The 25,875-nt window shown below is 60.1% G+C and carries 20 protein-coding genes and 1 pseudogene; 6 read left to right on the forward strand and 15 right to left on the reverse strand.

From position 1 onward, the window contains the following. Window positions 1-82: 82 nt before the first annotated feature. The 8 genes from murB to ACK59L_RS14445 form a co-directional block, all read right to left on the reverse strand. Window positions 83-1,102, reverse strand: a complete 1,020-nt coding sequence (murB, locus tag ACK59L_RS14410; protein WP_409274368.1) for a UDP-N-acetylmuramate dehydrogenase — start codon at window positions 1,100-1,102, stop codon at window positions 83-85. Beyond that, the gene (locus ACK59L_RS14415) at window positions 1,099-1,563 is read right to left on the reverse strand and encodes a low molecular weight protein-tyrosine-phosphatase (protein WP_409274370.1); all 465 of its coding nucleotides are present in this window, start codon (window positions 1,561-1,563) and stop codon (window positions 1,099-1,101) included. Before ACK59L_RS14415 ends, murB begins: the two co-directional genes overlap by 4 nt. After that, on the reverse strand, window positions 1,563-2,324 hold the full coding sequence (kdsB, locus tag ACK59L_RS14420; protein WP_058637706.1) for a 3-deoxy-manno-octulosonate cytidylyltransferase: 762 nt from the start codon (window positions 2,322-2,324) through the stop codon (window positions 1,563-1,565). Before kdsB ends, ACK59L_RS14415 begins: the two co-directional genes overlap by 1 nt. Continuing rightward, window positions 2,321-2,506 carry a Trm112 family protein gene (locus ACK59L_RS14425; RefSeq protein ID WP_003247142.1) on the reverse strand — a complete coding sequence of 62 codons (186 nt, stop codon included), beginning with the start codon at window positions 2,504-2,506 and terminating at the stop codon, window positions 2,321-2,323. The genes kdsB and ACK59L_RS14425 overlap by 4 nt, the downstream gene beginning before the upstream one ends. Before the next feature lie 43 nt (window positions 2,507-2,549). Beyond that, the gene (lpxK, locus tag ACK59L_RS14430; RefSeq protein WP_409274373.1) at window positions 2,550-3,551 is read right to left on the reverse strand and encodes a tetraacyldisaccharide 4'-kinase; all 1,002 of its coding nucleotides are present in this window, start codon (window positions 3,549-3,551) and stop codon (window positions 2,550-2,552) included. Beyond that, window positions 3,551-3,985, reverse strand: coding sequence for a biopolymer transporter ExbD (locus tag ACK59L_RS14435; RefSeq protein ID WP_100851112.1), 435 nt, complete (start codon window positions 3,983-3,985; stop codon window positions 3,551-3,553). Before ACK59L_RS14435 ends, lpxK begins: the two co-directional genes overlap by 1 nt. Next, window positions 3,982-4,617: a MotA/TolQ/ExbB proton channel family protein gene (locus ACK59L_RS14440; RefSeq protein WP_027919457.1), complete on the reverse strand. Its 636-nt coding sequence runs from the start codon at window positions 4,615-4,617 to the stop codon at window positions 3,982-3,984. Before ACK59L_RS14440 ends, ACK59L_RS14435 begins: the two co-directional genes overlap by 4 nt. A 61-nt stretch (window positions 4,618-4,678) precedes the next feature. Then, the gene (locus ACK59L_RS14445) at window positions 4,679-6,895 is read right to left on the reverse strand and encodes a DNA internalization-related competence protein ComEC/Rec2 (protein ID WP_409274376.1); all 2,217 of its coding nucleotides are present in this window, start codon (window positions 6,893-6,895) and stop codon (window positions 4,679-4,681) included. A gap of 142 nt (window positions 6,896-7,037) precedes the next feature. Between ACK59L_RS14445 and ACK59L_RS14450 the strand changes: the two genes are divergently transcribed. Further along, a complete protein-coding gene (locus ACK59L_RS14450) occupies window positions 7,038-7,670 on the forward strand; it encodes a DUF2062 domain-containing protein (RefSeq protein WP_409274378.1) in 633 nt (210 codons plus the stop codon). On the opposite strand, the gene ACK59L_RS14455 is transcribed toward ACK59L_RS14450, so the two are convergent. The 3 genes and pseudogenes from ACK59L_RS14455 to ACK59L_RS14465 form a co-directional block, all read right to left on the reverse strand. Continuing rightward, window positions 7,554-8,333: an ABC transporter permease gene (locus tag ACK59L_RS14455; RefSeq protein WP_058637710.1), complete on the reverse strand. Its 780-nt coding sequence runs from the start codon at window positions 8,331-8,333 to the stop codon at window positions 7,554-7,556. The two genes, ACK59L_RS14450 and ACK59L_RS14455, sit on opposite strands and share 117 nt — an antisense overlap. Further along, window positions 8,330-9,262 (reverse strand): ABC transporter ATP-binding protein, encoded by a 933-nt coding sequence (locus ACK59L_RS14460; protein ID WP_196136794.1) that lies wholly within the window; start codon window positions 9,260-9,262, stop codon window positions 8,330-8,332. The genes ACK59L_RS14455 and ACK59L_RS14460 overlap by 4 nt, the downstream gene beginning before the upstream one ends. Before the next feature lie 145 nt (window positions 9,263-9,407). After that, a pseudogene (locus ACK59L_RS14465) lies at window positions 9,408-10,032 on the reverse strand (glutathione S-transferase). Between the two features lie 282 nt (window positions 10,033-10,314). Between ACK59L_RS14465 and ACK59L_RS14470 the strand changes: the two are divergent. Continuing rightward, a complete protein-coding gene (locus tag ACK59L_RS14470; RefSeq protein WP_409274381.1) occupies window positions 10,315-12,762 on the forward strand; it encodes an acyl-CoA dehydrogenase in 2,448 nt (815 codons plus the stop codon). Window positions 12,763-12,850: 88 nt separating this feature from the next. Beyond that, window positions 12,851-13,258: a PA2817 family protein gene (locus ACK59L_RS14475; RefSeq protein ID WP_196136791.1), complete on the forward strand. Its 408-nt coding sequence runs from the start codon at window positions 12,851-12,853 to the stop codon at window positions 13,256-13,258. Between the two features lie 39 nt (window positions 13,259-13,297). Here the strand turns inward: ACK59L_RS14475 and ACK59L_RS14480 are convergent, their stop codons facing one another. Further along, window positions 13,298-14,830 (reverse strand): hypothetical protein, encoded by a 1,533-nt coding sequence (locus ACK59L_RS14480; protein WP_409274383.1) that lies wholly within the window; start codon window positions 14,828-14,830, stop codon window positions 13,298-13,300. 400 nt (window positions 14,831-15,230) lie between these two features. Here ACK59L_RS14480 and ACK59L_RS14485 point away from each other — a divergent pair, with 400 nt between their 5' ends. From ACK59L_RS14485 to ACK59L_RS14495, 3 genes are all read left to right on the forward strand, one after another. Beyond that, on the forward strand, window positions 15,231-15,770 hold the full coding sequence (locus ACK59L_RS14485; RefSeq protein ID WP_196136789.1) for a fimbrial protein: 540 nt from the start codon (window positions 15,231-15,233) through the stop codon (window positions 15,768-15,770). Between the two features lie 65 nt (window positions 15,771-15,835). After that, complete coding sequence (locus tag ACK59L_RS14490; protein WP_196136788.1) at window positions 15,836-16,561, forward strand: molecular chaperone; 726 nt, start codon at window positions 15,836-15,838, stop codon at window positions 16,559-16,561. A 78-nt stretch (window positions 16,562-16,639) separates the two neighbouring features. Then, complete coding sequence (locus tag ACK59L_RS14495) at window positions 16,640-17,179, forward strand: fimbrial protein (RefSeq protein ID WP_409274386.1); 540 nt, start codon at window positions 16,640-16,642, stop codon at window positions 17,177-17,179. A 133-nt stretch (window positions 17,180-17,312) separates the two neighbouring features. Here the strand turns inward: ACK59L_RS14495 and ACK59L_RS14500 are convergent, their stop codons facing one another. From ACK59L_RS14500 to ACK59L_RS14510, 3 genes are all read right to left on the reverse strand, one after another. After that, window positions 17,313-21,161, reverse strand: coding sequence for a sugar-binding protein (locus tag ACK59L_RS14500; RefSeq protein WP_409274387.1), 3,849 nt, complete (start codon window positions 21,159-21,161; stop codon window positions 17,313-17,315). Window positions 21,162-21,230: 69 nt separating this feature from the next. Continuing rightward, entirely contained in the window at window positions 21,231-24,119 is a 2,889-nt protein-coding gene (locus ACK59L_RS14505) for a hypothetical protein (protein ID WP_409274389.1), read from the reverse strand. Window position 24,120: 1 nt separating this feature from the next. Next, on the reverse strand, window positions 24,121-25,875 hold a 1,755-nt coding region (locus ACK59L_RS14510; protein ID WP_409274391.1), incomplete at its 5' end, for a hypothetical protein.

A 25,875-nucleotide genomic window follows, 5' to 3' on the forward strand; every position in this document is an offset into this window, starting at 1 on the left:
TGCGAACTGGCGGGGCTTTTTCTTGGTCGGGCGTTTACCGTGGTCGGCGGACACGGCGCCTAGGAAGTTGCCGTAGGCAGCATCAATAAAGATTCGGCTCCATCTCCAGCTCAACCCCGAACCGCTCAAGGATGTCGACCTGGATCCGCCGCGCCAGGGCGTGCATTTGCGCCCCGCTCGCCTGGCCATAGTTGACCAGCACCAGCGATTGCAGGCGATGCACCCCGGCATCACCTTCTCGATAGCCCTTCCAGCCCGCCTGTTCGATCAGCCAGCCCGCTGCCAGCTTCACCTGGCCATCGGCCTGCGGGTAGGCGATGACATCTGGATGTTGCGTACGGATACGCTCAACCACCTGCGCCGCAACCACAGGGTTCTTGAAAAAGCTCCCGGCATTACCCAGCTCGGCCGGATCAGGCAATTTTTCACGACGAATGCTGCAGATGGCATCGCTGATGGCCTGCGCAGTGAGCGCGGTGGTGCCCTGCTCGGCCAGGCGCTGACGCACCGGGCCGTAGTCCAAGCGCGCCTGCAAGGTGCGACTCAAGGCGAAGCGCACACGCAGGATCAGCCAGCGACCAGGGTTACGCTTGAACACGCTGTCACGGTAGCCGAACGCGCAGTCGGCCAAGGCGAAGTCACGGACGTCACCCGTCTTGCGGTCCAGCGCGGTCAGGCCGGCGAAGACATCCTTGATCTCTACGCCATAAGCGCCCACGTTCTGCATGGGCGCAGCACCCACTGTGCCGGGAATCAGGCTGAGGTTCTCCAACCCGCAAAAGCCCTGCGCGAGCGTCCACTGCACGAACGGGTGCCAGGCCTCACCCGCCTCGGCCTCGACCACAACGCGCCCACCATCGTCACTCAGCACGCGGCGCCCCTGGCTTGAGACGTGCAGCACCAGGGCGTCGACATCGCGGGTCAGCAGCAGGTTGCTGCCCCCGCCTATCACCAGCACGGGTACACCCTGCTGCTGCGCAGCGTCCAGCGCCTGGCGCACCTGCAGGTCGTCTTTGGCTTGGCTGAAAAAGCGCGCTTTCACGTCGATGCCAAACGTGTTGTACGGCTTGAGCGAGACCTGCTCCTGCCATTGCCCGGTCATAACCGCCCCTTGATTTCCACGACCAGCGCTTGGCAGGCGGTTTCGATCAGGTCGAGCACCTGCTCGAAACCATCGGCACCGCCATAGTACGGGTCTGGAACTTCATCGAGCGCAGAACCGTAGCGGCGCAAAAACAGGTCGAGCTCGCCTACCGCCGTGTGCGGGCGCAGGGCACGCAAATCGCGCAGGTTGCTCTGATCCATCGCCAGTACCAAGTCGAACTCGGCAAAGTGCCCCACTTTGACCTGCTGGGCGCGCTGTTTCGACAGGTCATAGCCACGTGCCAGTGCGGCCTTGAGGGTGCGCCCGTCGGGCGCCTTGCCAACGTGCCAGTCGCCCGTGCCGGCCGAGGCCACCTGCACCTGATCGGCAAGGCCGGCGGCCTGCAGTTGATGACGCAGCACGCCTTCGGCAGTCGGCGAGCGGCAGATGTTGCCCAGGCACACGAACAGAACGCGCATCAGGCCTCCAGCAAGCGCCGTACGCGCTCCAGGTCTTCAGGGGTGTCCACGCCCACGGCGGGTGCCTCGATGGCATCCTCCACATGGATCCGCACGCCGTGCCACAACGCACGCAGTTGCTCCAGCGCTTCGGTCTGCTCCAGCCAGCATGGGCCCCAACCGACGAAATCATGGAGGAAACCAACCCGGTAGGCGTACATGCCAATATGGCGGCGGTAAGGCACACCGGGCGGCAGCTCCTGGCCTTTGGCGAACGCATCGCGCGCCCACGGCAGCGGCGCACGGCTAAAGCTCAGGGCTAGGCCGTTCTTGTCGCTCACTACCTTGACTGCGTTGGGGTTGAACACCGCTTGCGGCTCATGGATGGGCTCGGCCAAAGTCGCGATACCAGCGTGCGGATTAGCCGCCAGGTTGGCGGCCACTTGGTCGATGATCACCGGCGGGATCAGCGGCTCGTCACCTTGCACGTTGACTACGATGGCCTCGCTGGGCAGGCCGAGCTGCACGGCCACTTCGGCCAGACGGTCGGTGCCGGACTCATGATCCACGCGGGTCATCAGCACCTCAGCGCCAAATGCCTGGCAAGCCTCAAAGATACTGGCATCGTCGGTTGCGATGACAACGCGACTGGCGGCACTCCTGCGCGCCTGTTCCCATACGTGTTGCACCATTGGTTTACCGGCGATGGGCAGCAGGGGCTTGCCTGGCAGGCGTGTGGAGCGCAGGCGGGCTGGAATGACGACGGTGAAGTCCAGGTTCATTTGTCCAGGCGCTCATCATCGGTCAGGGTACGTGCCTCGCTTTCCAGCATCACCGGGATACCGTCGCGAATGGGATAGGCAAGGCCGGCGCCCTTGCTGATCAGCTCGGTCTTGTCGGCGCTGAGCTTGAGCGGGCCCTTGGTGATCGGGCAGGCCAGGATATCGAGCAGTTTGGTGTCCATTGAAGGCTTCCTTTAGGCCAGAAGGCCGAAATTGAAAACGGGATCAGGGCTTGGGTAGCAAACGTTGCAACTGCAGGTCGAACCAAGTGCCAAATGCCGGCGTGGGTTGTGCTTCTACCGCCAGGTACCACCAGTTCTCGGCGGCAAAAGAACGGCACTTCACCGCATCCTTCTCGGTCATGATGAGCGGCAGTGGCGGTGTGAAGGCAAGGTTTCGGGCATTGAATTGCGCGTGGTCGGCAAAGGGATGCGGCAGCGGCTGCCAGCCTAGGCCCTGCAAGGTATTGAAAAAACGCTGCGGGTTACCAATGCCAGCCACCGCATGCAGGCGCTGACCTACGGGAAAATGGTCGAGTGCACGGCGCTCGCCCGTGCGCAGGTTGACCAACGCGCTGGGCTGCAGGCGAAAACCAAAGCCCTCGGCACTGTCTTGCGCTGCACCATTGAACAATACCGCGTCGGCCGCCTTCAGACGCTCGACAGGCTCGCGCAAGGGGCCGGCCGGTAGGCATCGGCGATTGCCCAGGCCGCGGGCTGCGTCGATCAATACCAATTCCAGGTCTCGCGCCAGGCGGTAGTGCTGCATGCCGTCGTCACACAGAATCAAGTCCAGGGGTTCGCTGACCAGCAGGGCCTGCACCGCACGTGCGCGGTCCGGATCGATCATCAGCGGCACACCGGTACGTTGCACGATCAACAGCGGCTCGTCGCCTGCCTGTTCGGCCGCCTGATCGGCCGTCACCCGCCAAGGGAACTGCGGCGGCTTGGCGCCATAGCCACGGCTGACCACTCCCACCCTCAACCCCCGCTGGCGGCAGTGCTCGATCAGCCAGAGAATCATAGGAGTCTTGCCGGTACCGCCGACAGTGATGTTTCCCACCACGATGACGGGCACCGGAGCGCGATAGCTGGCGCGCTCGTCGTTGAGAAAACGCCTGCGCTTGCGTTTGACCACCCAGCGGTACAGCGCTTCCAGCGGACGCAGCAATGCCAGTGCCGGGTGGCCGGTGTACCAGGCAGCAAGCAGGCGATCGGCTAATGTCATCAGGGTGTGCTCTGGGCCGCCTCGACGGTGGTCATGCGCAATTGGCTGAAGCCGAGCTTGCCGGCAGCATCCATTGCGGTGACCACAGCCTGGTGCGGGGTCTTGCCGTCGGCACTGATGGCCAGGGGCAGCTTGTTGTCGCCACCTGATTCACGCTCGATGGCCTCGCTGAGGGTGGCCAAGTCGCTCTTGGGCAACAGGTGGTTGTTGACCGAGTACACGCCTTCGGCACTGATGGTGATTTCTACCAGCTTGCCCTCATCGCCCGGTGCACGCTCGGCGCTGGCCGCTTCGGGCAACTCGACGCGCAGCTGGGTTTCGCGGGTGAACGTGGTGGTGACCACGAAGAACAGCAACAGCACGAACACCACGTCGATCAACGACGCCAGGTTGATGTCGATGTTCTCGCGCTGGCGATTGCGCCGAAACTTCACGCCTTGCCTCCAGCCACTTCCACCTCGCGGTCACCCTGAATCACTTCCACCAGCTTGATCGCCTCCTGCTCCATACCGACCACCAGCTCGTCGATACGGCGCAGCAGAAAGCGGTGGAAGAACACCGCCGGGATACCCACCATCAGCCCGGCCGCCGTGGTTACCAGCGCCTTAGAAATGCCACCCGCCAGCACCGCGGCGTTGGCGGTCATCTGCGACCCCATGAACGCGCTGAAGATGTCGATCATGCCCAGCACGGTGCCCAGCAGGCCCAGCAGCGGCGCCATGGCGGCGATGGTGCCCAGCGTGCTGATGTAGCGCTCGAGCTCGTGGATAACGCGTGAGGCGGCTTCCTCGATGCACTCTTTCATGATTTCGCGACCATGACGCGAGTTGGCCAGCCCCGCCGCGAGGATTTCGCCCAAGGGCGAGTCGGCACGCAGGGCCTTGAGCTTGTCACTGGTCAGTTGCTTGTCCTTGATCCACATCCACACCTGGCCCAGCAGGTGGGGCGGGCTGACGCGACTGGCGCGCAGGGTCCACAGGCGTTCGACGACGATAGCCATGGCGGCGATGGAACTCAGAATGATCGGCAGCATCATCCAACCGCCGGACTTGACCAATTCCCACACAGTAGAAGCCCTCTGGAAAAGGTCGCCACTTTACCATAGGCGCGGCAGGCGCTCATCAGCATTAACCACCCCTGGCGTCGCGCCAGAAGCGGCGCTGGCTGCGCATACCCTCGACCTCGCCTTGCGCACCGAGCACCAGACGCAACGCCCCCTCCACTGCCGTGTCGTGCAGGGTCATGCCATGCCTGCGATAGCGTTCGACCACCTGTGCATGGGGATGCCCGAAGCTGTTGTTGCGCCCGCGGGAAATCAGTACCCCACGCGGGGCCGCAGCGCGGATGAAGGCTTCGGTCGACGAACTGCGGCTACCGTGGTGCGGCGACTGCAGCCAGTCGATGCGTGGTGAATCCATGGCAGCCAGCCACGCACGTTCGGCCCCTGCCTCCATGTCACCGGCCAGCAGCAACCGCTCCCCCGACGCCTCGACCAGCAACACGCAGGAGCGGTCATTGCTGGTGCGCGCATCCGCCCAGCGCCACAGGGAAAAGCGAACCCCGTCCCACTCCCAGGACTCGCCACTGACGCAAGGCTGTAACTGAACCTCTTCCAGCGGCTCACCGCCAATCGCCCGTCTGACCGGCAGCCCGCGCTGGATCGCACCTGCACCGCCGGCGTGATCGGCATGGGCGTGACTGACCAGCAGCACATCCAGGCTGTCGACTCCCAACTTGCGCAAGGTGGGCAACACGACCCGCTCACCCAGATCGCTTTCGCCCCTGGCCGGCCCGGCGTCATACAGCAGACTGTGCTGCCGAGTGCGCAGCAACACCGCCAAGCCTTGGCCCACGTCCAGCTGCCAGACCTCGACCTGGCCGTGCGAGACCGGCTCCCGAGGCACCCAGAGCGCCAAAAGCATCACCGCGCCCAACCCACGCAGCGGCACACCCCGTGGCAGCAACAGCAGCAGTGCACCCAGGCATACCAGCAGCCAGGCCCACAACGGCGGTGCCGGAGGCACCCATGCCGGGCGCTGCTGGGCGACCAGTGCTAGCGCGCGAAACAAGACATCCAGCAGGCCGCCTGCCAGCCACAGCAATGCCTCACCTGCGTCGCCCAGCGGCAGCAACAAAGTGCCCAACAGTGCCAGCGGCAATACCGCCAGGCTCACCCACGGCACCGCCACCAGGTTGGCCAACGGGGCACTCAGGCTCACCGGCAAGCCCACGGCCAGCAGCACCGGGAGCAGCCCGACGGCGATGACCCACTGCGCTCGCGTCCATGCCTGCCAGGGTCGCCAGGCCCCTAGCCGGGCACTGAAGCTGTAGATGAGCGTGGCCACGGCGCCGAATGACAGCCAGAAGCCTGGAAGCAGCGCCGCCAACGGCTCGAACAGCAAAACGGCAACCAAGGCAAGTAACAAGGGGTGGAACGCGCCAAGGTGACGAAAGCGCAGGCGCCACAGCAGCACCACGGCCAGCATCAGACAGGCGCGCTGTACTGGCACCCCTGCCCCGGCCAGCCACCCGTAGGCCAGCGCCGCACTCATGGCCAGCACACAGGCCCAAGGTAGCCACGGCAGCCGGGTCGGCCACAGCCCCCAGCGGGCTAACCACGCGACCACGGCATAGAGCAGACCCGCCACCAGGCCAATGTGCTGGCCTGAAATCACCAGCAGGTGCACGGTGCCGGTGGCCTGAAGCGCCTGCCAGTCTTCGCGCGCCAGGCCGGTCCCATCACCAAGCACCAACGCCACCAACGCGGCTTGCCGACCATGGGCTTCGACCGCCAGCAGACGCTCGCGCAGGCCATCGCGCCACCCGACTGCCGCGGGCGTCAGTAACTGCCCGGCTTTCACCGCTCCGCTGGCGCCGATCCGACGTGCCAGCAGCTGCGCCTCCCGGTCGGGCCCGTGGGGGTTCAGAAGGCCGGTCGGCCGCTGCAGGGTGACGGCCAGGCGCCACTGCTCGCCGGCACGTAGCGGTGGCCCGTCGAACCAGCTCAATTGCAGGCGTTGCGGCAACTCGGCACGCCGGGAATGCGCCCCCTCAAGCTCGAAGCGCACGCCTTGCGCAGTGCGCGCCGGCAGACCGGCCACCCGCCCTTCCAGCCATAAGGTGCGACCATCGAGCCCTGGCGCCAGACGATCCTCCACGGCCTGCTTGGCAGACCAACAGGCCCAGCAGAAGCCCAGCAGGAACAAACCCAATAACCAACCCCGGGTGAACAGACTGACGACGGCGCCCACTGCAAGCATTAGCTGCCATCCGACCGATGGCAATTGAGGTACCAGGCAAAGACTGAGCAGACCAAGCGCGAGCGCCAACATCCCTGTGCGCATGAGGTAGAGCTCCAGAAGCTGAATCAACCTCTGAGGCATAGCCCACTTGCCGGCACTGCTTGCTCAACAATTGTCACAAACTCTGAACGAGGCTGAACGGGAATCAGGGCATACTGCCCCGGTCAACGCCCCGGGAGCCCCCATGCCGCGCCGACTATTCAAACGCTTCATGCCGGATCCGAGCAGTATTCGGGAACACAAGTCCTTACGCTTTTTCGGCAAGTTGCTGCATGACCCGAACCTGTGGCACCTGAACCGTCATTCGGTAGCGCGAGCCATGGGCGTCGGCCTGTTCGCCGCATTGATCCCGATGCCCGCACAGATGCTGCTGGCCGCTGCATTGGCCATCCCGCTGCGAGGCAACCTGCCGATTGCCGTCAGCCTGGTATGGCTGACCAACCCGCTGACCATGCCGCCGGTGTTCTTCGTTACCTACATGGTCGGTGCCTGGCTGATGCAGGTACCGCCACGCGCGCTACCTGACGCGCTGACCTTCCAGTGGATCACTGACCAACTGTCGACGGTCTGGCAACCCTTCCTGCTCGGTTCAATCGTGTGCGCCGTACTGCTGGGTATGCTCGGCTATTTCAGTACCCTGATGTACTGGCGCTGGTGGGTAGGCCGGCAGTGGCGTCGTCGCCAATGCCGGTGCAAGGTTTCAGGCACGCATGCCCCGGCCGCTGACCAGCAGCCGCACGCACAACAGGTAGAGCACGGCAGTGGCCACCAACATGAACGTGATCGCCGTGCCGATGCTGATGTCCGACACCCCTAAAATGCCGTAGCGGAAGGAATTGACCATGTGCAGCACAGGGTTGGCCAGCGATACGGTCTGCCAGAACGGTGGCAACAGGGTGATCGAGTAGAACACGCCGCCCAGGTAGGTCAGCGGAGTCAGTACGAACGTCGGGATGATCGAAATGTCGTCGAAGTTGCGAGCGAACACCGCGTTGACGAACCCCAGCAAGGAGAAGATGGTCGCCGTCAACAGTACCACTGCCACAGTCACACCCAGGTGATGCACTTGCAGGTCGGTGAAGAACATCGACAGGATGGTGACGATCACCCCTACCGCCAAGCCACGCAGCACGCCACCTAGGACATAACCCACCAGGATGGTGTGCGGCGATACCGGCGAGACCATCAGCTCTTCGATCGAGCGCTGGAACTTGCTACCGAAGAAGCTCGATACCACGTTGCCATAGGAGTTGGTGATCACCGACATCATGATCAGCCCCGGCACGATGTACTGCATGTAGGTGAACCCGCCCATGTCGCCAATCTGCCGGCCAATCAGGTTCCCGAAAATGACGAAATACAGAACCATGGTGATTGCCGGTGGCAACAGGGTCTGCGGCCAGATGCGCAGGAAGCGCCGCACTTCGCGATAGACGATGGTGTTCAGGGCGACCCAGTTGGTGCGCAGTTCCACGCTCATACGGCCACCTTCGACAGGTTTTTTTCCACCAGGGCCACGAACAGCTCCTCGAGTCGGTTGGTCTTGTTGCGCAGGCTTTGCACGTCGATGTTCTGCAGGGCCAACTGGCCGAACAGGGCGGTGATGCCGATGTCTTTCTCTACCTGTACTTCCAGGGTGTGCGGGGTCAGCAGCCGGCACGGGTAACCCTGCAACACCGGCGCCGTGGCCAGGCCCTGCTTGATGTCGAGGACGAAGGTTTCGACATGCAGCTTGCCCAGCAACTGGCGCATGCTGGTGTTCTCGACGATGGTGCCGTGGTCGATGATGCCGATATTACGGCACAGCTGCTCAGCCTCTTCCAGGTAATGGGTGGTGAGGATAATGGTGATGCCTTTCTGGTTCAGCTCGGTGAGGAAGCTCCACATCGAACGGCGCAGCTCGATGTCCACGCCGGCGGTGGGCTCGTCGAGAATCAGCAAACGCGGCTCGTGGATCAGCGCACGGGCAATCATCAGCCGGCGCTTCATGCCGCCGGACAGCGAACGCGATGGCACGTCGCGCTTATCCCACAGGCCCAGTTGGGTCAAGTACTGCTCGGCACGCGCCTTGGCGATCTTTGGCGGGATGCCATAGTAGCCAGCCTGGGTAACGACGATGTCGAAGCACTTCTCGAACTGGTTGAAATTGAACTCCTGTGGCACCACGCCCAGGCAACGCTTCAGCGCCGCGGGCTCGCGGTCGAGGTCGTGACCGAACACATTGACCGTGCCGCTGGTTTTATTCACCAAGGTGGAGAGAATGCCGATGGTGGTGGATTTGCCGGCGCCGTTGGGGCCGAGCAAGGCGAAGAAGTCCCCTTCGGCGACATCCAGGTCGATGCCGTTGAGGGCCTGAAAGCCGTTGCCGTAGGTTTTGGTGAGCTGTCGAATGGACAGGGCAGAACTCATAGCGGGTCACTTACCGAAAAATAAGGTGCAGGACACGCCAGACAAGGTCACTGGCGCAGTGAGTGCGGCCAATGGTGCAAGGCGCGGCCGCACAAGTACAGTCATGTGTATTGATAGTGACTATCGAAACAGCCGTAGTGTTCGATCAGGTCAGCGCAGTCATTACTGCAGCCTGGTAGGCCGGGCGGGCCTTGAGGCGTTCGTACCAAGCTTCCAGGTGGTGCATGGCCGGGCGCTCGATGGGCATTTCGAACCAGGCAATAGACGAAGCTACCCAGTGGGATGTCGCCCATGCCGATCTGGTGACCGGAAAGATAGGGCTGTGTGGCCAAGGTTTCGTCGGCAATGGCCAGCAACTGGGCGCACTGCTTGTGCGCAGCGTTGATCGCCACCCAGTCGCGCTGGTCTTCGGGGGTGCGCAGCAGGCCCCAGAACAGCGGGCGGAACGGCGCTGCGAAGGATGAGGTGGCCCAGTCCATCCATTTGTCGGCCAAAGCGCGTTGGCGCGGGTCTTCCAGGTACCAACCTTGCTCGGTGCCATATTCGGCGCACAGGTAGCGGACGATGGTGTTGGACTCCCACAGGGTCAGGTCGCCGTCTTCCAGCATCGGCACCAGGCCATTGGGATTGCGGGCGCGGTAGTACGGCTCGTTGACCACGCCGAAGGCGCCGCCGGCGTCGATCGATTCGAAGTCCAGGCCCAGTTCGTGGGCGATCCACAGCGCTTTGCGCACATTGCTCGAGTTCTTGCGGCCCCAGATCTTCAGCATGGCAACGTCCTTATGAATGCGGATGTTGCACAGTCTACTCCAGAGTTTTGTTGCCTGTACCGGCCCTTTCGCAGGCAAGCCCACTCCTACAAGAATCGCGCCTTATCTGGGGACGGTGCCCCCTGTAGAAGCGGGTTTGCCCGCGAGAGGGTCAGTACAGGCAATCACCGGACTGAAACTCCCACCGCCACACCCTGTCACTGTTCTGACCCTGCCTTTCCCGGCGTTGCGTCTAAGCTGTCCGGAACGGCTCAAGCCCCCTGGTTCCAAGGAGGACCGATTATGTTGCTGTTGTGGTTGGTAGTGCTGGTGATAGGCGCGGCGTACCTCACGCACAGGCGCCTGGCACCCTTGCAGATTCTCGGCATCATGGCCGCCTATGTGCTGCTGATGGGCATTTTCAGCAGCGCTCCTGGCTGGCTGCTAGCACTGATCTGGCTCGTGCTGGCACTCAAAGGCGCCTTGTTGGCACTGCCCGACTGGCGCCGCAAGGTGTTCACCGGCCCGGTTTTCAACTGGTTCCAGCGCACCCTGCCGCCCATGTCGCAAACCGAGCGTGAAGCCATCGACGCCGGTACCGTATGGTGGGACGGCGAACTGTTCAGCGGCCGCCCCGACTGGCGCACCTTGCTGGCCTACCCGGCACCCAAGCTGACCGACGAAGAGCAGGCCTTCATTGATGGCCCTACCGAACAACTGTGCGCCATGGTCAACGACTGGCAGATCGGCCAGGACATGGACCTACCACCCGCGGCCTGGGCGCATATCAAACAAAATGGCTTCTTTGCCCTGATCATCCCCAAGCAGTACGGTGGCAAGGGTTTTTCCGCTTACGCACACTCCCAGGTGGCGATGAAGCTGGCCACCCGCAGCGGCGATCTGGCCTCCACGGTGATGGTGCCCAACTCCCTCGGCCCAGCTGAACTGCTGCTGCATTACGGAACCGACGAACAACGCGCCCACTACCTGCCACGCCTCGCCCGTGGCGACGACATCCCTTGCTTCGCACTCACCGGCCCTCTGGCCGGCTCAGACGCTGGCGCCATGCCCGACACCGGCGTGGTGTGCAAGGGCCAGTGGCAGGGCGAGGAAGTCATCGGCCTGCGCCTGAACTGGGAAAAACGCTATATCACCCTAGGCCCGGTTGCCACGCTGCTGGGCCTTGCATTCAAGGCCTACGACCCGGACCACCTGCTGGGCGAGGAGGAGGAACTGGGCATCAGCCTGGCGCTGATCCCTACCGACACCCCCGGCGTGGACATCGGCAAACGTCACCTGCCGCTGGGCGCCGCCTTCATGAATGGCCCCAATAGCGGCAAGGACGTGTTCGTGCCACTGAGCTACCTTATCGGTGGCCAGGCCATGCTCGGCAAAGGCTGGATGATGTTGATGAACTGCCTGTCGGTGGGCCGTTCCATCTCCCTGCCCGCCGTGGGCACCGGCGCCGCCAAGTACACCAGCCTGGTCACCGGCCAGTACGCCAACATCCGCGAGCAATTCAACGTGCCGCTGGCCGCATTCGAAGGTATCCAGGAATCGCTGGCACGCATCGGCGGCAACGCCTGGCTGATGGACAGCGCGCGCCTGCTGACGGCCAAAGCGGTAGACCTGGGCGAGAAGCCCTCGGTGCTGTCGGCGATCCTCAAGTACCACCTGACCGAGCGCGGCCGCGAATGCATCCAGCACGCCATGGATGTGCACGGCGGTAAGGGCATCATCATGGGCCCGAACAACTACCTGGGGCGTAACTGGCAAGGGGCACCGATCTTCATCACGGTCGAGGGCGCCAACATCCTCTCACGCAACCTGATGATCTTCGGTCAGGGCGCCATTCGCTGCCACCCGTTCGTACTCAAGGAAATGGCTCTGGCCCACCGTGAGGACCGCGACCAGGCGCTAAGAGAGTTCGATGACCTGTTGATGAAGCACATCATGTTCGCCGCCGGCAATGCGGCTAGCACACTGGTGTTCAATCTGGGATTGGGCCGCCTGGAAAGCGTACCAGGCGATACCCTCAGCCAAGGCTACTTCCGCGCCCTGAACCGCCAGGCCTCAGCCTTTGCATTGCTGGCGGACCTGTCGATGATGCTGCTGGGCGGCGCCCTCAAGCGCCGCGAGCGCCTGAGTGCCCGGCTAGGCGATGTGCTGAGTTATCTGTATTTGTCCAGTGCGGCGCTCAAGCGTTATCACGACTTGGGCTCGCCCGAGCAGATGCAGCCATTGCTACGCTGGGCCATGGAAGAAAGCCTGGGGCAGGCGGAAAAGGCCTTGGATAAGTTACTCGACAACTTCCCAAATCGCTTTGTCGGCTGTGCACTGCGAGCCCTGGTGTTCCCCTTCGGCCGTCGTCATACCGGGCCGAGCGATGAACTGGATGCAGAGGTAGCGGCGCTGATTGGGCGTAACAAGGGTGACCCAGCGCTGGAAGAGCTGCTCGCGGGCTGCTTCCGGCCACAGGCGGACGGTGACCCAGTGGCGGCACTGCAACGGGCTTGCGACTTGCTCGATGAGGCAGCGCCACTGCACAAGGCGCTGCACCTGGGGGTCAAGGAGGGCAAGGTAAGGCCGGCACCTGGGCAGTCGGTGATTGATGCGGCCATCGAAAGCGGTGTGCTGCAGCCTGGCGAAGGTCAACGGCTCCATGCGGCGGAACAGGCACGCCGGGCGGTGATCGACGTGGATGCGTTCGATAAAGCGCAGTTGCTGCCTGAACAGGGCAAAGTGCGTTGATTGGTGGAGGCCGCTCAGCGGCTTTCCCCCCTCGCCTTCAACCGGCGTATACTCCGCCCCCGTTTCAACCACCCCAAGGACTGCCCCCATGGCCATCCCCCACCTGGAATACCACCTGCACCTGCTGAACCACCTGCGTACCATCCTGGTGGCTTTAGGCGAAGCCGAGCAGGTACCAGAGGAAAGCCACGCCCTGTTCCTCGAACGCTTCGACGAACTGCTGACCCTGCTGCCGCAAAACCCGCTGGAAAGCCAGTATCTGGGGCAGGACTTGATCTGCCAGGTGATCCAGCGCTACCCGCAGATCGCTCATCTTGTACCGCGGGATCTGCTGTGGTTCTTTGGCGGCGACTGCTTGCATTTCATGCCCGATGACGAGCTGGACCTGTATCAGCGCCTTGAAGAGCGCCGCTACGAAGCCGAGCAGAACGGTGAGCCGTTCGACTGGAATCAGGAAAAACAGCTGCTGAACCTGCAGCCCGGGAACGCCCACTGACGCCATCCGCCCAGAGCGATGCGCCCCGGGCAACGCTGCTCAAGCTTGCTGTAGCCGCAATACATCGTATGCAGACAGCATTGGCAATGGAATCATCGTTACTGCAAAGCGCCACTCATCAACACTGCGTGTATCCAATGCCAGCACCACCGTTACACCACTCGGCGCTGTCGACGCTGGCGTAAACACACCTTCCGCCGATACCACACCGTTGCCTGCAAGGATGTGCCATTCAACATCCTTGGCCGGCACGGCAACCTCGTTGCTGTCTAAGTTGAAATAGCAGCAGTTCAGTTGCAACGCATCGCCGGCAAAGGCAAATCGGATGAAATGCGTCGGGTACACGAATGTCGTGACGAAAGATACCGAAGCGCTAACCCCACCGCCCGCAGCCGTGAGTACATCGGTACGTGCGGGCACCCGAGGGAAACTGGCCCTGGTAGCAGCAGGGATCAAGGTTTCTCCCGGTACATTGAAGGCGATACCGGGTGGCTTGACGGCAGGAACGTAGAAGTGGTCATTACCCTCTTTAACGAGGGTGCCGCCTGCATCACCCGTCACACTCCAATTGACACCAGGCATGGGTGTAGCGACGAAGCCCAGCCGCTCCTTTGCATCCCCTGCATGGAAAACTTGCGAGTACGGCGCGATTCTGTAGAGCGGTGTTGGGATAGCGGACTCAGCGGGCTTCAACGACTTCTTGGGGGCTTTCCTGTAACCGAATATGCTGCCCCCGGGAGTTACTGCGCCAACGAGTTCAGTGGACCCTGGTGGGGTTACCAGATCGCCAATGAATGCACTGTCCAAAGGTGCTCGACCGGCCCCCACCTCTGGAAAATTGTCTGCAGAAAACATGCCAAACAAGGGTGGATCAGCTGCGAGCGCGATAGGTTGCTGTATCCCGCTTACCAAACTTTCGTATGCCATGGGCTGCTGAGCAAAAAAAAAATGCCTGGTGAGCAGGTTATCATCAGTAACCATATAGATAAAAAGATCTTGCAGCTTCGCATTTTCAGGGCGTGGCATGATCGCAATGTCAATTTTCTTTCTCTGGTTATAATATTCAACGTACTCTGGAGGCACTGCAGTCTCGACACGTGAATCCTCCGTATCGTAGAGGCCAAAGTCGGCCCCACCCGTCCATTCGAAACTCAGCACACTTTGGCCTTGCGCCCGGTATCGGAGGTAGCACTGATCCATGCGCAACACAACCCTGAGCCTCATTGCGCCAGTGCTCGTCTCCGTCAACCGCAAGATCTGCTCCGCACCCAAGTTGGAGAGCCTCTTCGTGAAGATGAGATATTCATGGTCTGAATGAAGAACGACCTCGGTATTGACGTTAGCGACCGATAATACTTCGACTTGGGTAAACTTCCTCAGCAATGCCTCCGCCCCTTCCCGCCCCGCTACAGCAGGCGGCCGAGTCCTTACAACTGACTCAATCAGAAAATCATTATTAGCGTCTTCCCGCCACAGCCAATTAATCCACAAAGCACGCGTCCACATTGAGCACACAGCATCCGCGGACGGTGAGCCGACACCCGCTATTTCATCACTTTGATTTTTTTTCACTGCACGGTCCCCTGTAGTGCGAACCCCAATGAAATACCTGCCAAACAATCGAGGCAACTGGCAGTTTTATCAGTAGGCAGACGAAGCTTGGCCTCACCGTGCGATCAGCACTGCCCGACACGCATAGCCTCCACGGTTTGGCAACTGGTATTTCTATCAGTTGACGCAACGGCACGGCCCTTCCACGCTCTATGAAAACAGGCCCATGGAAACAGTACGACCTTCCATCGAACAACTGCCGTAAAACCGGGAGAGAAGATCAGTGCAAGCCAATCGCACTTCGGATTATTCCTACATACGAACTGCGATCAAACTTGCACGCTGTGTACCGCCGCATCTACCGATGCTTGGGCAGCCTTACCCAACATCCACCTGACGCACTCTAACCTGGAGCACCTCAATGAAAAAAACTCTCCTGGCCTTAGCGCTTGGCCTGGCCAGCAACGCCGCATTAGCCAATACCGGTTCGATCAACTTCTACGGCCAGGTGCATGCCGGGACCTGCCCGATCGAAATCATCGACCCTTCGACAGGTCTGCCGGTGGCCCGCGTCAACATGGGCAACGTCAGTGTTTCGCAGTTCGCCGCCGTAGGCGATGAAGCGGCATCTCGCGCCTTCGGCATGCGTATCACCCCAGGCGGCGGTTGCACCGTTGCCCCTGGCAGCAATGCCAATGTCACCTTCACTGCCGCCTATGGCGGCGCCGGTACAGGTGGTACGTTGTATGCACTGGAACCAGGCGGAGCCAACAACCTGGCCTTGATCATCAAGGATAATACCGGCACCCCCGTGAATAACGGCCTGGCCTCCAAGGATTACCCACTGGATGACACGAACCCTACCACCATGATCTTCTCTGCGGCCTATAAATCCATAGGTGCCGCCGTGACGGCCGGTACGGCTAACACCGATGTGCAATTTCTTGTCGATATTCCATGAGAACGCACCTCAGGCGAGCTGATACCGCCTGAGGTTACCTCGCACCATTCAGAAGGTATCGTCAGATGAAGATTCACCCGCGCCGCCTGGCCTTGGGTATTTGCCTGGCAGCCACCCTGCAAACTGCTCAGGCAGCGCTGACCGTCAATACCACGCGCGTCGTTTTCGACAGCGACAAACGCAGCACCTCGGTGGTGATAGCCAACCCCAGCCCCCGCCCCTACGCTGTGCAAAGCTGGGTCAACACTGCCAAGGACGATACCGACACAACCGTCCCACTGGCAACCTCGCCTGGGCTGTTCCGTCTGGACCCGAGCAAGGAACAGATGGTGCAGATCAACCGCCTGCCCAACAAGCTGCCTGAAGACCGGGAAACACTGTTCTACCTCAATGTTCAGGAAATCCCCGAGGTCACCCCTGAGGATGTGAACGTACTCAACATTGCACTGCGTACGCGCCTCAAGCTCTTCTATCGCCCCAGCCAATTGAAGGACCGGCCCGCCGACCGCATCGGCGAGCTGAAATGGTCCGTGCGTCAAGGCCCTGGACGCGTCCAGTTGGTAGTCGACAACCCGACACCTTTCCATTACACGTTCGGCCGCCTGGAAGTCAGCGCTGCAGGTGCAACAGAGGCTATACAGGCCATGGCCATGGCGCCCCCGTTTGGCCAGCAGGTCTATGACCTTGCCCAGATCAAATCGCTCAGTGGCTTGCAGTTGACCTTCACCACCATAAATGACTATGGGGTCGCGACCCCAGTGATGCAGAAGGCGCTGTCCAGCCGCCCCTGAGCACTCCCACCCGACACCTGCAAACGAGCCCTATGGGCTCGTTTGCTATTGTGATTCACAGAAATCAAGGAGCTTTCCATGAAGCCTCTAGTCATTGCCTTTGGGCTCGCAATGGCCAGTCAACAGGCGCTTGCGAACACCGGCTCGATCAACTTCATCGGCCAGGTGAACAGCGGGACCTGTGCGATTGAAATCATCGACCCTTCGACGGGCCTACCTGCTTCCAGAATCTACATGGGCACAGTGAGCACAGCCCAATTCAAGCAAGCAGATGACGAGGCCGCCAACCGCGCCTTCGGCTTGCGCCTTACACCCGGCGGTGGCTGTATACTGCTGCCAGGGGCCAATGCCCGCGTGACCTTTACCGGGAACTACGGCGGCGCTGGCGCCAGCGGTACACTGTATGCTCTGGAACCAGGTGGTGCTACGGGTTTGGCCTTGATCATCAAGGACAACACAGGCACACCAGTAGACAACGGAATAGCCTCCAAACAGTACCCCCTGTACGACACCAAACCCACCGACATGCTGTTTTCTGCTGCCTACAAAGCGATCGATAGGCAGGTAACCGCCGGCTTTGCCAACAGTGATGTGCAGTTCAGGGTGGACATACCGTAAGCGTTACTGGGGCCACTTTGCACCCCTTCGCGGCGGTTTGACGCGAAGGGGTGCAAAGTGGCCCCAATTTGCTTGAGTATTCGCTTAACCGAGGAGCACTAGCTCCTCGGCCCGATCTTCATTTCATCGGCCTTCATACCTCCTGGCCTGACAACCTGTCCAAAGGATCGTAACTGTAACCACTGCCGTCATAGCTGCTCAGGCGGCCCAGGGCGTCGTACTCCAACGTTTTGCCCTTATCATCGAGGCTCATGTTGCCGTCCTTGTCGTATTGCAATGTGAAATCGCCATAGTCGGGATGGGTATTGCGCACGCCACTCAGTTGCGCAGGGTCTTCATTGTCGAATAGGTAGGTCGCCTCGTTACTGCCCTTGCTACCGTTCTCTTCCTCGAACTCGGTCAGCACCCAGGTGATGTTATCGAGCGCATCAAATTCGAAATACTGCTGACGAATGGTCTTCCCAGCCGGGTCCGTCGGGCTATGGGAAACCAGCCCGTCGCAACTGTATTCCTCCAGCCGACCCCGCAGGTCGTACTTGAATGTTTCCTCACGCAAGACAGTGCCATTATCACTCAAGCGTTTTGACGTGATCTGGTCGAGCACGCTGTATTCCTGCGCCAGCTCCTGTACTCCCTGCACCACCAGCCCGGCCTCTGCAACCAGCGCCTGCACACGGTCATTGGCGAAAGTAAAGCCTCCGATCGGCGCTTCGGCCACGCTACTGAGGAACACAAACCGACGCAGGCGTTCGCGCCCCTGGTGATCGTACTCCAGCTCGGTGGCGAGTCCTTGAGTGCCATCCAGGGTGAGTATGCATTGGGGATTGCTAAGCCCGTCATAGAAGAATGAACTGCTGGTGCTCCCCAGTGCAGTGCGCTCCAACAGGCCGCTGGGGTAATAATCGTAGGTCTGCGTCTGGCCGAGTACATCCTTATAGAACAACTGGCGCCCCAACAGGCTGGTGCCGTACTCCATGGTCCAGGTTTCGTCGCCGATCACGCGGGTTTCCTGCTTGATTTCGCCGGTACTGAAATAGACGCGGCTCAATTCCTCTCCCTCCTCCTTGCAGTAGGTAAGCCGGGCGTTGAGCGGGTCGAATGCATAGTCGGCCTGCTTACCCGGAATGCGCCGTAGTTGAGGCTCCTCACCCAGTTGAGGAAGGTATTGATACTCGATGACATTGCCAGCGGCTGTCCGCACCTTGCTCGGTTTGATCTGGCCAGGCTCATAGTGCATGTGCCGTGCCCGTCCGCCGGTAACGGAGGTGATCATACGGCTCAGACCGTCGAAAACCTGCTCCCCCAGCACGACTCCCCCGACACTGATGCTGATCGGTAAGTCTTCACTGCTGTGCACGGCATAATCGCGATGCACCACCGACCGGTCCGCCAGTGTCTGGTCAACCAGGCGGCCGAAAGTGTCATAGCTGGAGCGGGTAACCGCTTTACGCGCATCGATCTCCCTTACATTGCGCCCCAAGCCGTCATAGAAGTACTCATGCGTGGCGTACATTTTATCCGCCAGGTCAAAGCGCCGTACTTGGGCAGCCTGCTCGAACAGGTTCAACCAGGTGGTGGTCTTGCCCAGGCTCAGCTTGCCATCTGCAGACTCACTCCACACGGTTTGGGTGGCCAGGTTGCCCTTGGGGTCGGTACCGTAAGGGTTCGACCCGATCGGGTCATGCTCCTGGAACCGCTTGACACCGTCCGGCCCTGTCTCGCAGCGCTGTTGGCCCCAGTCGTCGTAGGCATACTGGGTCGCCAACGGCATTTGCTGTTCGCCTTTCCAGTCGTATTCAATTGCCTCGGTCAACTGGCCAAGTTCATCGTAGGTAAACGAGCTGCGTGGGCGGAAGACTTGACGCAGGCGGACATCTTCTGCGTCGACGTCAGCATCGTGCCGCTCTTCGCGGACCACTCGCCCCAGGCCATCAATGTATGAGTTGATGGCGACTCCCTTGACGTCTATTCGGGTTTGCACGGCCTGACCACCCGGTGCGCTCACAAGCCCGTACGTGTAGATGCGAGATGCCCTATACGCATCGTCATTGGGAGACACCGTCTCACGAACCACACGGCGTAACGCATCGTAGGCGTACTCGATTTCAACATCGTTGTCATCGCGATTGAGCAATGGCTCCCCAATGAGCATTGAATGCTTCAGCGTGATCACCTTGCAAACATGGCGCGGCTCGCCAGTTTCTTGGTCAATACTCCCATGATCAAAGCCGGTCACCTGCTGCTCGGTCACCAGCACAGGGTGCCCATTGAGATCGTCCAAACTGTACGTAAAACCGGTCGTGGTACTTTTACCGCCCATGACCAGGGTTTCCAGCGATGAACGCCCATGGCGCAGCAAGTCGGCAGGGTCATCGACCGGGCTCACGGTGGTCACTTTCAACGCTGCCTGCTCTACCTCGCCAACGACTTCACACAGGCTTTCCTGCGTGAGGACCAGCCAATCGGACGCCGACTGTTTGATCGAGGCACCCGGATAAGCTACCCGAGCGAGCGCCTTGTACTGGCAGCTTTTTCGCAGTACCGGCGCAGGCTCGTCGCCAACCGCTGCGGGATGTTCCGTCACGCTCTTCTGGTTGCGCACGAAGCCGTCCGGGTCGTCTTCGGCAGGGTAATACGCGATCACGGTGCGCTGCCCGGAGGGCAGGATCTGCTCGACCAAATTGCCATGGAGGTCATATACGGTCCTGGTGGCAGGCTCTTGGCGAAACCTGGAAGCATCCCCCAGCAGTGACCACGCCTGGGTTTGCTCCAGCGGTAACTGGAAGTTACGCGGCTGATTGTCGAACTCAGTCGTTACATCGCCGTGATACGTCGTGCTGTTGACAAGTTGGTTCTTGCCTTGCACCACGACCTCACCCACCTGCAAGTGAAAACGGTTGTACGTGCGATGGGTGGTGCGCAATACCTGGTCCTTGCCATCCGCACCTTTACCCCATTGAGACGCCGTGCTGCCATACAGGTAGGTGGAGCGGGCGCGATAGAGGTTATCCTCACCATCGTCACGCCAGCTGACACCGCTGCCGTTACCGACGAAATTGTTCGGCGCCTCAATGCTGTCTTGCAGGACGGTGTAGGTGTAGCTGGTTTTCATCGACGGCTGGCCGCCGCCAGGGTTGACCGTATGCGAGGTCACACGCGGTATCGCCGCACGGGTTCCACCGCCTGGCAACAAATGGCCTGTATCACCGCCCTCACCGTAGCGGATATCTTCCACACTACCGTAGGGTGTCGAAACCTTGGCCAGGCAGGTCAGACCAAAAGACGTGGTGTATTCGAACCGCCAGTTGCCACCCACTTCGGCCGGCAAGTCGGCCTGACGCAACTGCTCATTGACCAGGCTGAGCTTGTATTCGGCGACCGGCTTGCCGCCATTGGCCCCAGGGTGCAGCTTGAGTATTACCGTGCTGCCATAGCTGATTTCCAGCAACGCCTGACCCGTGCCGTCGACAATGCGCTCCAGCCTTTGGTTGGCGGTGTAACTCAACAGAATACGGTGGCCCGAAGCGGCGCGAACCTCAGACGGCAGTGCAACAAGATTATCCCCGGTACCGTACTCGCTCAGCACTTCTTCCATATAGGACTTGTGCACCACACGGTATTGTTTCTTGCCCCCTTCACTGTCCTCGAAAAAACGAAAACTTTCGAGTTTTCTTTCCTTAATGCTCGGCTCTGCACCAGACCCGGTCACCTTGAAACTTTCTCCGGTGTGAAGCCGCAACATGCGCGTAGCCGGCACGTATTGAGTAAGGTCGACATACCAACCCCGGCCGAAGCCGACATTTTTGTCGCTGAACGGGTTGAACACCAAGCGAATGGGCAGTTCTGGACCGAGCTGATAATTACCAACAAGGGCTGGCAAGTTGATACTTACCGCATACTGGCCAGTACGTGGGTCGACATTATTTTGCACAAAGCTGGACGCATTCAGTGCATTGGAGTGAAGTACGGTTTCAATTGCCATCTTGTTTATCATCCGAAAAAGAATGGGGGACTCACCTCGGCACACCCGTGCACCCAGGTGAGCCGTTGCTCAGCGAATTGCAAGTTTCAGAACATCGCGGTGGGTGATGCCCTGCCTCTCTTCGTCAGCCGTGACAGCAAAAGAAAATGTCAGGGGATGTTCGTTACCTTCCACATCCAGCAGAGTGAACTCCAAGTTTTTTTCAAGCGCCTGACGATAACCCGACTCCTCGCTTTTTCTCGAGAGAACAAACCCCGTATCCCGCTGCAGGATGATCATCAGTTGCCCAGCACCGGGCTTGGTGCCTTGCACCTCCGTCGGCAGTACATACGTTCGATGCTTGGCCATGCGGTAAAGAAGTCCGTCGAACAGCAAATCGTCCTTCACGCGGCCATCAACCGACTGGAAGGAGAAGCCAGTGAAGCTGACGAAATCATCGTCCAGGACTGGCCCCGGCGACGTCCCGGGCTCCCACGACCACCGTACAGCCGATTTTCGTTCGGTATCCTTGATGAACAGGCGAGCGAACTTGATCACTTGGCCGTCTCTGATGACGTGCTCAAGCAACCAGTTGTCGGTACTGGTATCGACATAAGCGAATTCATCGCCCTCGGACGGTGACGCAGCCCCCGCCACACGCGTGCGCTTGAAGGAATAATGTTGCTGCGTGAAGGTCGGGGAGACCAGCCCGAGCAACTTGAGCTTACCTTTCTCGCCGGCGGCTGCAGACGTGATCGTCTTGCCCGTCAAGGTGTTCTGTATCGACGCAATCACTTTGATCACCCCCGCCTTACGGGAGTGCAGGTAGAATCGGCGGGTTCTGGCCGCCAAGGGCGCGCTCGCCCCAGGGGGCGTTGGTACTTGCCGGTCGATGTGGTTCGCCTCCCTGTTTACCGCCCAGTCCTCCTCTTCTTCATCCGCCTTGCCAACGGCCAAGGCTTCTTCATTCGGCGCCAGGAAAGGTAGCTCGTTGTTGCTGTCTTCATTCAAGAACGTCAATGTTGCCAAATCGGCGTCGGAGATCTCGACCGGTTGATCGTTGTGATCGTTACTCGCAGCAACGGTCACCTCAACTTCTATCTGCTGCCAGCCATTGGCGAAGCACTGCGGCGCGCTGATGGCTTTAAGTTCAAAGGTGCTAAGGCTCTCCCATGACAACAGGCCAGCGGTTTGCTGCCGACTTTCGCTGAACTCGACGATGGCGTAGCCGGTGCGCTCAACGCCATCGAACGCAGTCACCACCGCAATGGGTGATCGGGGATTTTCCGGAGGCGTGTAAATGTTGCCAACGAACACCCCTTCGCCATTCACAGTCCACGTTATATCGCGGCGAAGGTCTAGCTCAGGCTCGTCAGGCATTACCGTGAAGGGTATGGATTGAACCGAAAGCCCTTGCACCACGTGGAACGGCGCCACATTCAGGCCCGCATGCCACCTGATCACCACCACCGAAGCTTCAGCACTGTCCCCGTTCTGACGGTTGGTACAACGGATTCGCTGCACCTTGAACAAATCGCGGTCGCTGCCAGGCGGGTCGGGCGTGAAAATGGCCCGGCCGCCCCCCTTGTCTTCAAGTTTCCCTATCGGGTTGGCAAGCCTCTGAACTCGCTGCTCCCCCTCCGACAGCAGTACTGCCTCCACTAGGCTCCATTGCAGGCTACCGGCATCGACACTAGAGGCGCGCAGCTCAATCGGATCTTCACCTTGCACCCAGGTGGCAACGCGCGGTACGACCTGCACCGCTCGGGCGGTTTCCATGACCAAGGCATGACTGCGCACTGCGTCACCGCCTTCAGCCGAAGTGGCAGTCACCAGCACCATCTGCTGATCCTCGACGAAACTGCCTGCAGGACGCGGACTATAGCTGGCACCATTGAATGTGCCGACCGCCGCAGGGCGTTTCAGGTTGGTGGCCGACCACTGCACCGGGCCAGGCGCGCCATCAACAGTGAAGGCGATGGTGCGCCCGGATACCACGTTCGCCAAAGCAGGCTCTACCGTTGCGGTGTTCTGCGTTTTTGTCCACTGTCCGGGCACCACAAGGTCGATGCCTGGTTGCGGTATACCAGTAACGAAGTTGTAACCGTTAGGCAGGCTGAAGGTACTCAGCACATCCTTAACCCCGCCAGCCCCGAGCTCTGCGATATCCGGAACAAGGATCAGGGTACCCGGCAAATTGGTAGCCTTCTCTGCGATCGGATATGGGATTTCGGTCCCCGGGGATGGCTGCCCCCCTGCGTGCAGGTCGATCCCCAGTTTCATGAAGACCAGCGCTGCCCCGTCCCCGTACCGGGGACCACCTTCACTTTTTCCCCAAGGTGCGAGCATGGTGCGCACCATGAGCTGATCCGGGCTCAGCGGATGGTAGTCGTCCATGACGAAACGGCCCAGGGAATAGGTGAGCTGGTAAGCCCGCATATAGCTGATCGATTCCTGCAAGCGCCGGCCAATCATGACCCCGGCATACTCGGTTGGCCCCAAATTGGTGGAAAACTCGACCGCACGGGCAAGGTTTAACTCCAGCGAGGCGAACCGGCTCGTCTTTGGCCGGCTAACCTCCAGGGCCAGCGGTGCTTCGACCCGATAGCCCATGGCTTCGGTGATGGTGAAACTTTCCACGACGCGCTTAGGCCTGCCAGGAAGATGCAGAATTCGCATGTAGTCCCCGGCAATGATGTTCATTCGCAGCGTCAAGTCCGAGCTGAACCCTGTTGCATTCTGGAAGCCGACCTGGGGCGCGCCCAGCACCATCCCTTGCACCGAAACGCTGATGCGCTCGCCCTCGTCAAGGTAGGCCTCCAGATGGATAGGGTCCATCGCACCAAAGTTAGCAAGCGCATCGAGATACTGCTCACGCAGCACAAGGTCAAGGAGGCTGCGGTCCAAGGCGAGCATGCCACCCCAGCCTATGCGTGCCGATGTTTCCTGTTTTTCATGCGAAGTAGTTTTAGGATTCATCTCAAACCTCCTTGATGGTTGGGCTGAGAATCTCGGCATAATTGCGCACCGGTACGAATGGCAGTGGCAAAATCACATAGTCGTGGGTATCGGGAGAGTCGTTGACGTAGAAGGCCGATACAATGACGTACTTGTCGTCAGAACCGGGTGCGGGCTTATAGGTTTGGGTTTTGCTGTCAATGGTCCCACTACCGCGCAGCACGTGCCACTCGATTGGCTCAGGTACCTTGACCTTTTCCATGTCCAAATTGAGCCTGTAGAAAGGCAGCGCCACGGAGCCATCGGCATTGACTGCTGGCTCTATCCAGTAGTTGGGGCTCTTGGCCCCAACGACCAGCATGTCGATGTTAGCGGGCGAGCCACCTGCAGCCGGCTCAACGGTGACCTCGTCCAGGCGCAGCACTCTGTAATGGTTCGGCTGGGTTGGTTCACGCTTAGGCAATGTGGTTGGCGCGGTGTACTTTTGCCCCCCTGGGTTAAGCGGGTCGGTATCCTCAGCGACATTACCCAGTTCTGGCTGATTCCACTTCAGCTCGGCATTATCGGGAGTGCCTGCCGACAATGCATAGCTTTTGCCCAGGTTTACCACCGCCACCCAAGGGTTCACCGAGACATCGCTAGGTACAATGCTGACCAGCGCGCGGCTGACATACTCCCCACTGGTGGCCTTCACAATCACTCGGCGCTGGCCTTCTGTAACCAAGGCGTCATCGGATGGCGCCGTATATCGCCCCACCGGCGTTGTAGCGAACGTCCCAGTTTCTCCAGTTTCGCCAGGGAGATTTTCCACTGTCCAGGTGATAGCGCTTGTAGACGAGGCGCTGAAATCAATAAACCCACCGCTTGCCACGATCGGTTCCAGAGGCGTTATGGACATCGCGGTGCGCTTGGGCGCCAAGTTACCGAGCAGGGTCAAGTCATTCGGCACCGCCACGTCGCGCGGGTCAACGACATTATCGCCTCGGAATAGCAATTGGTTCAGACGCAACGCATCAATTTCGAACGTCATGGACTGGAGGTCGTTAAGTTTTGTCTCGATAGCCTTAATCAGTTCAGTCTTCAGTAGCGGCTTTAGACCTTCGGATCTTGCTCTGGCCTGGTCGGCAGCGTGCCCAAAACCGAATAGGTCTTGAATAGAAATCTCTATACTCGATTCAAAGTTGCTCAGCGAAAACTTAAGCGTGGCTTGATTAGCCTCCCTCGAAATATCAAACTTACAATCTGCACGAATCTCTACCTGCGCATCGACCTGCAGATTTTCGGTTCTGCTGCCCCAATCGGTGGTCTGAATAAAATATCTAAGAAAACCCACTGGCATAGCGGAGGACCAGCTTATCTTCAGCATCCTTTTATCGAAAACGACTTCGCTGCCCTTCTCAAACAGGTGGATGGTGGCTTTATCCATTTTCAAATACCAGCGCCACAACTCCGAATTATTACTAGAGTCGGAATCAAAGAGATTGAAATCGGCATGGGCGTCACCGCTCGGGGCGTTGGCCACCAATTTGTAGCGTTCTTCATCCACTTGGTAGCGGTCGTCTTCCAACGCCTTCAGGTCAAACCTTCCTTTCATCCAGTCAAACTGGTCAAAGCCCAGCTTCACGACGTGCTGCGCAACCAGCTTGTGCGACAACACTAAATTACTGGTGTACGGGTTAGTCGCATCAGGCAGCATGTACAACAAATCTTTATCCTCTGGGGGATAACCACCTGATTCATTTCCGCGCATGGCAACGAACACCACCACTGCACCGTC

The organism is Pseudomonas sp. KCJK9111 (assembly GCF_046231935.1).
Classification (GTDB): Bacteria; Pseudomonadota; Gammaproteobacteria; order Pseudomonadales; family Pseudomonadaceae; genus Aquipseudomonas; species Aquipseudomonas parafulva_B.

Coding starts and splice junctions, on each gene's coding strand:
- ACK59L_RS14475 (WP_196136791.1), top strand. CDS start 12,851: ATGGCCATCCCCCACCTGGAATACCACCTGCACCTGCTGAACCACCTG.
- ACK59L_RS14495 (WP_409274386.1), top strand. CDS start 16,640: ATGAAGCCTCTAGTCATTGCCTTTGGGCTCGCAATGGCCAGTCAACAG.
- ACK59L_RS14455 (WP_058637710.1), bottom strand. CDS start 8,333: ATGAGCGTGGAACTGCGCACCAACTGGGTCGCCCTGAACACCATCGTC.
- ACK59L_RS14485 (WP_196136789.1), top strand. CDS start 15,231: ATGAAAAAAACTCTCCTGGCCTTAGCGCTTGGCCTGGCCAGCAACGCC.
- ACK59L_RS14415 (WP_409274370.1), bottom strand. CDS start 1,563: ATGCGCGTTCTGTTCGTGTGCCTGGGCAACATCTGCCGCTCGCCGACT.
- ACK59L_RS14460 (WP_196136794.1), bottom strand. CDS start 9,262: ATGAGTTCTGCCCTGTCCATTCGACAGCTCACCAAAACCTACGGCAAC.
- ACK59L_RS14470 (WP_409274381.1), top strand. CDS start 10,315: ATGTTGCTGTTGTGGTTGGTAGTGCTGGTGATAGGCGCGGCGTACCTC.
- ACK59L_RS14500 (WP_409274387.1), bottom strand. CDS start 21,161: ATGGCAATTGAAACCGTACTTCACTCCAATGCACTGAATGCGTCCAGC.
- murB (WP_409274368.1), bottom strand. CDS start 1,102: ATGACCGGGCAATGGCAGGAGCAGGTCTCGCTCAAGCCGTACAACACG.
- ACK59L_RS14450 (WP_409274378.1), top strand. CDS start 7,038: ATGCCGCGCCGACTATTCAAACGCTTCATGCCGGATCCGAGCAGTATT.
- lpxK (WP_409274373.1), bottom strand. CDS start 3,551: ATGACATTAGCCGATCGCCTGCTTGCTGCCTGGTACACCGGCCACCCG.
- ACK59L_RS14505 (WP_409274389.1), bottom strand. CDS start 24,119: ATGAATCCTAAAACTACTTCGCATGAAAAACAGGAAACATCGGCACGC.
- ACK59L_RS14490 (WP_196136788.1), top strand. CDS start 15,836: ATGAAGATTCACCCGCGCCGCCTGGCCTTGGGTATTTGCCTGGCAGCC.
- kdsB (WP_058637706.1), bottom strand. CDS start 2,324: ATGAACCTGGACTTCACCGTCGTCATTCCAGCCCGCCTGCGCTCCACA.
- ACK59L_RS14425 (WP_003247142.1), bottom strand. CDS start 2,506: ATGGACACCAAACTGCTCGATATCCTGGCCTGCCCGATCACCAAGGGC.
- ACK59L_RS14445 (WP_409274376.1), bottom strand. CDS start 6,895: ATGCGCACAGGGATGTTGGCGCTCGCGCTTGGTCTGCTCAGTCTTTGC.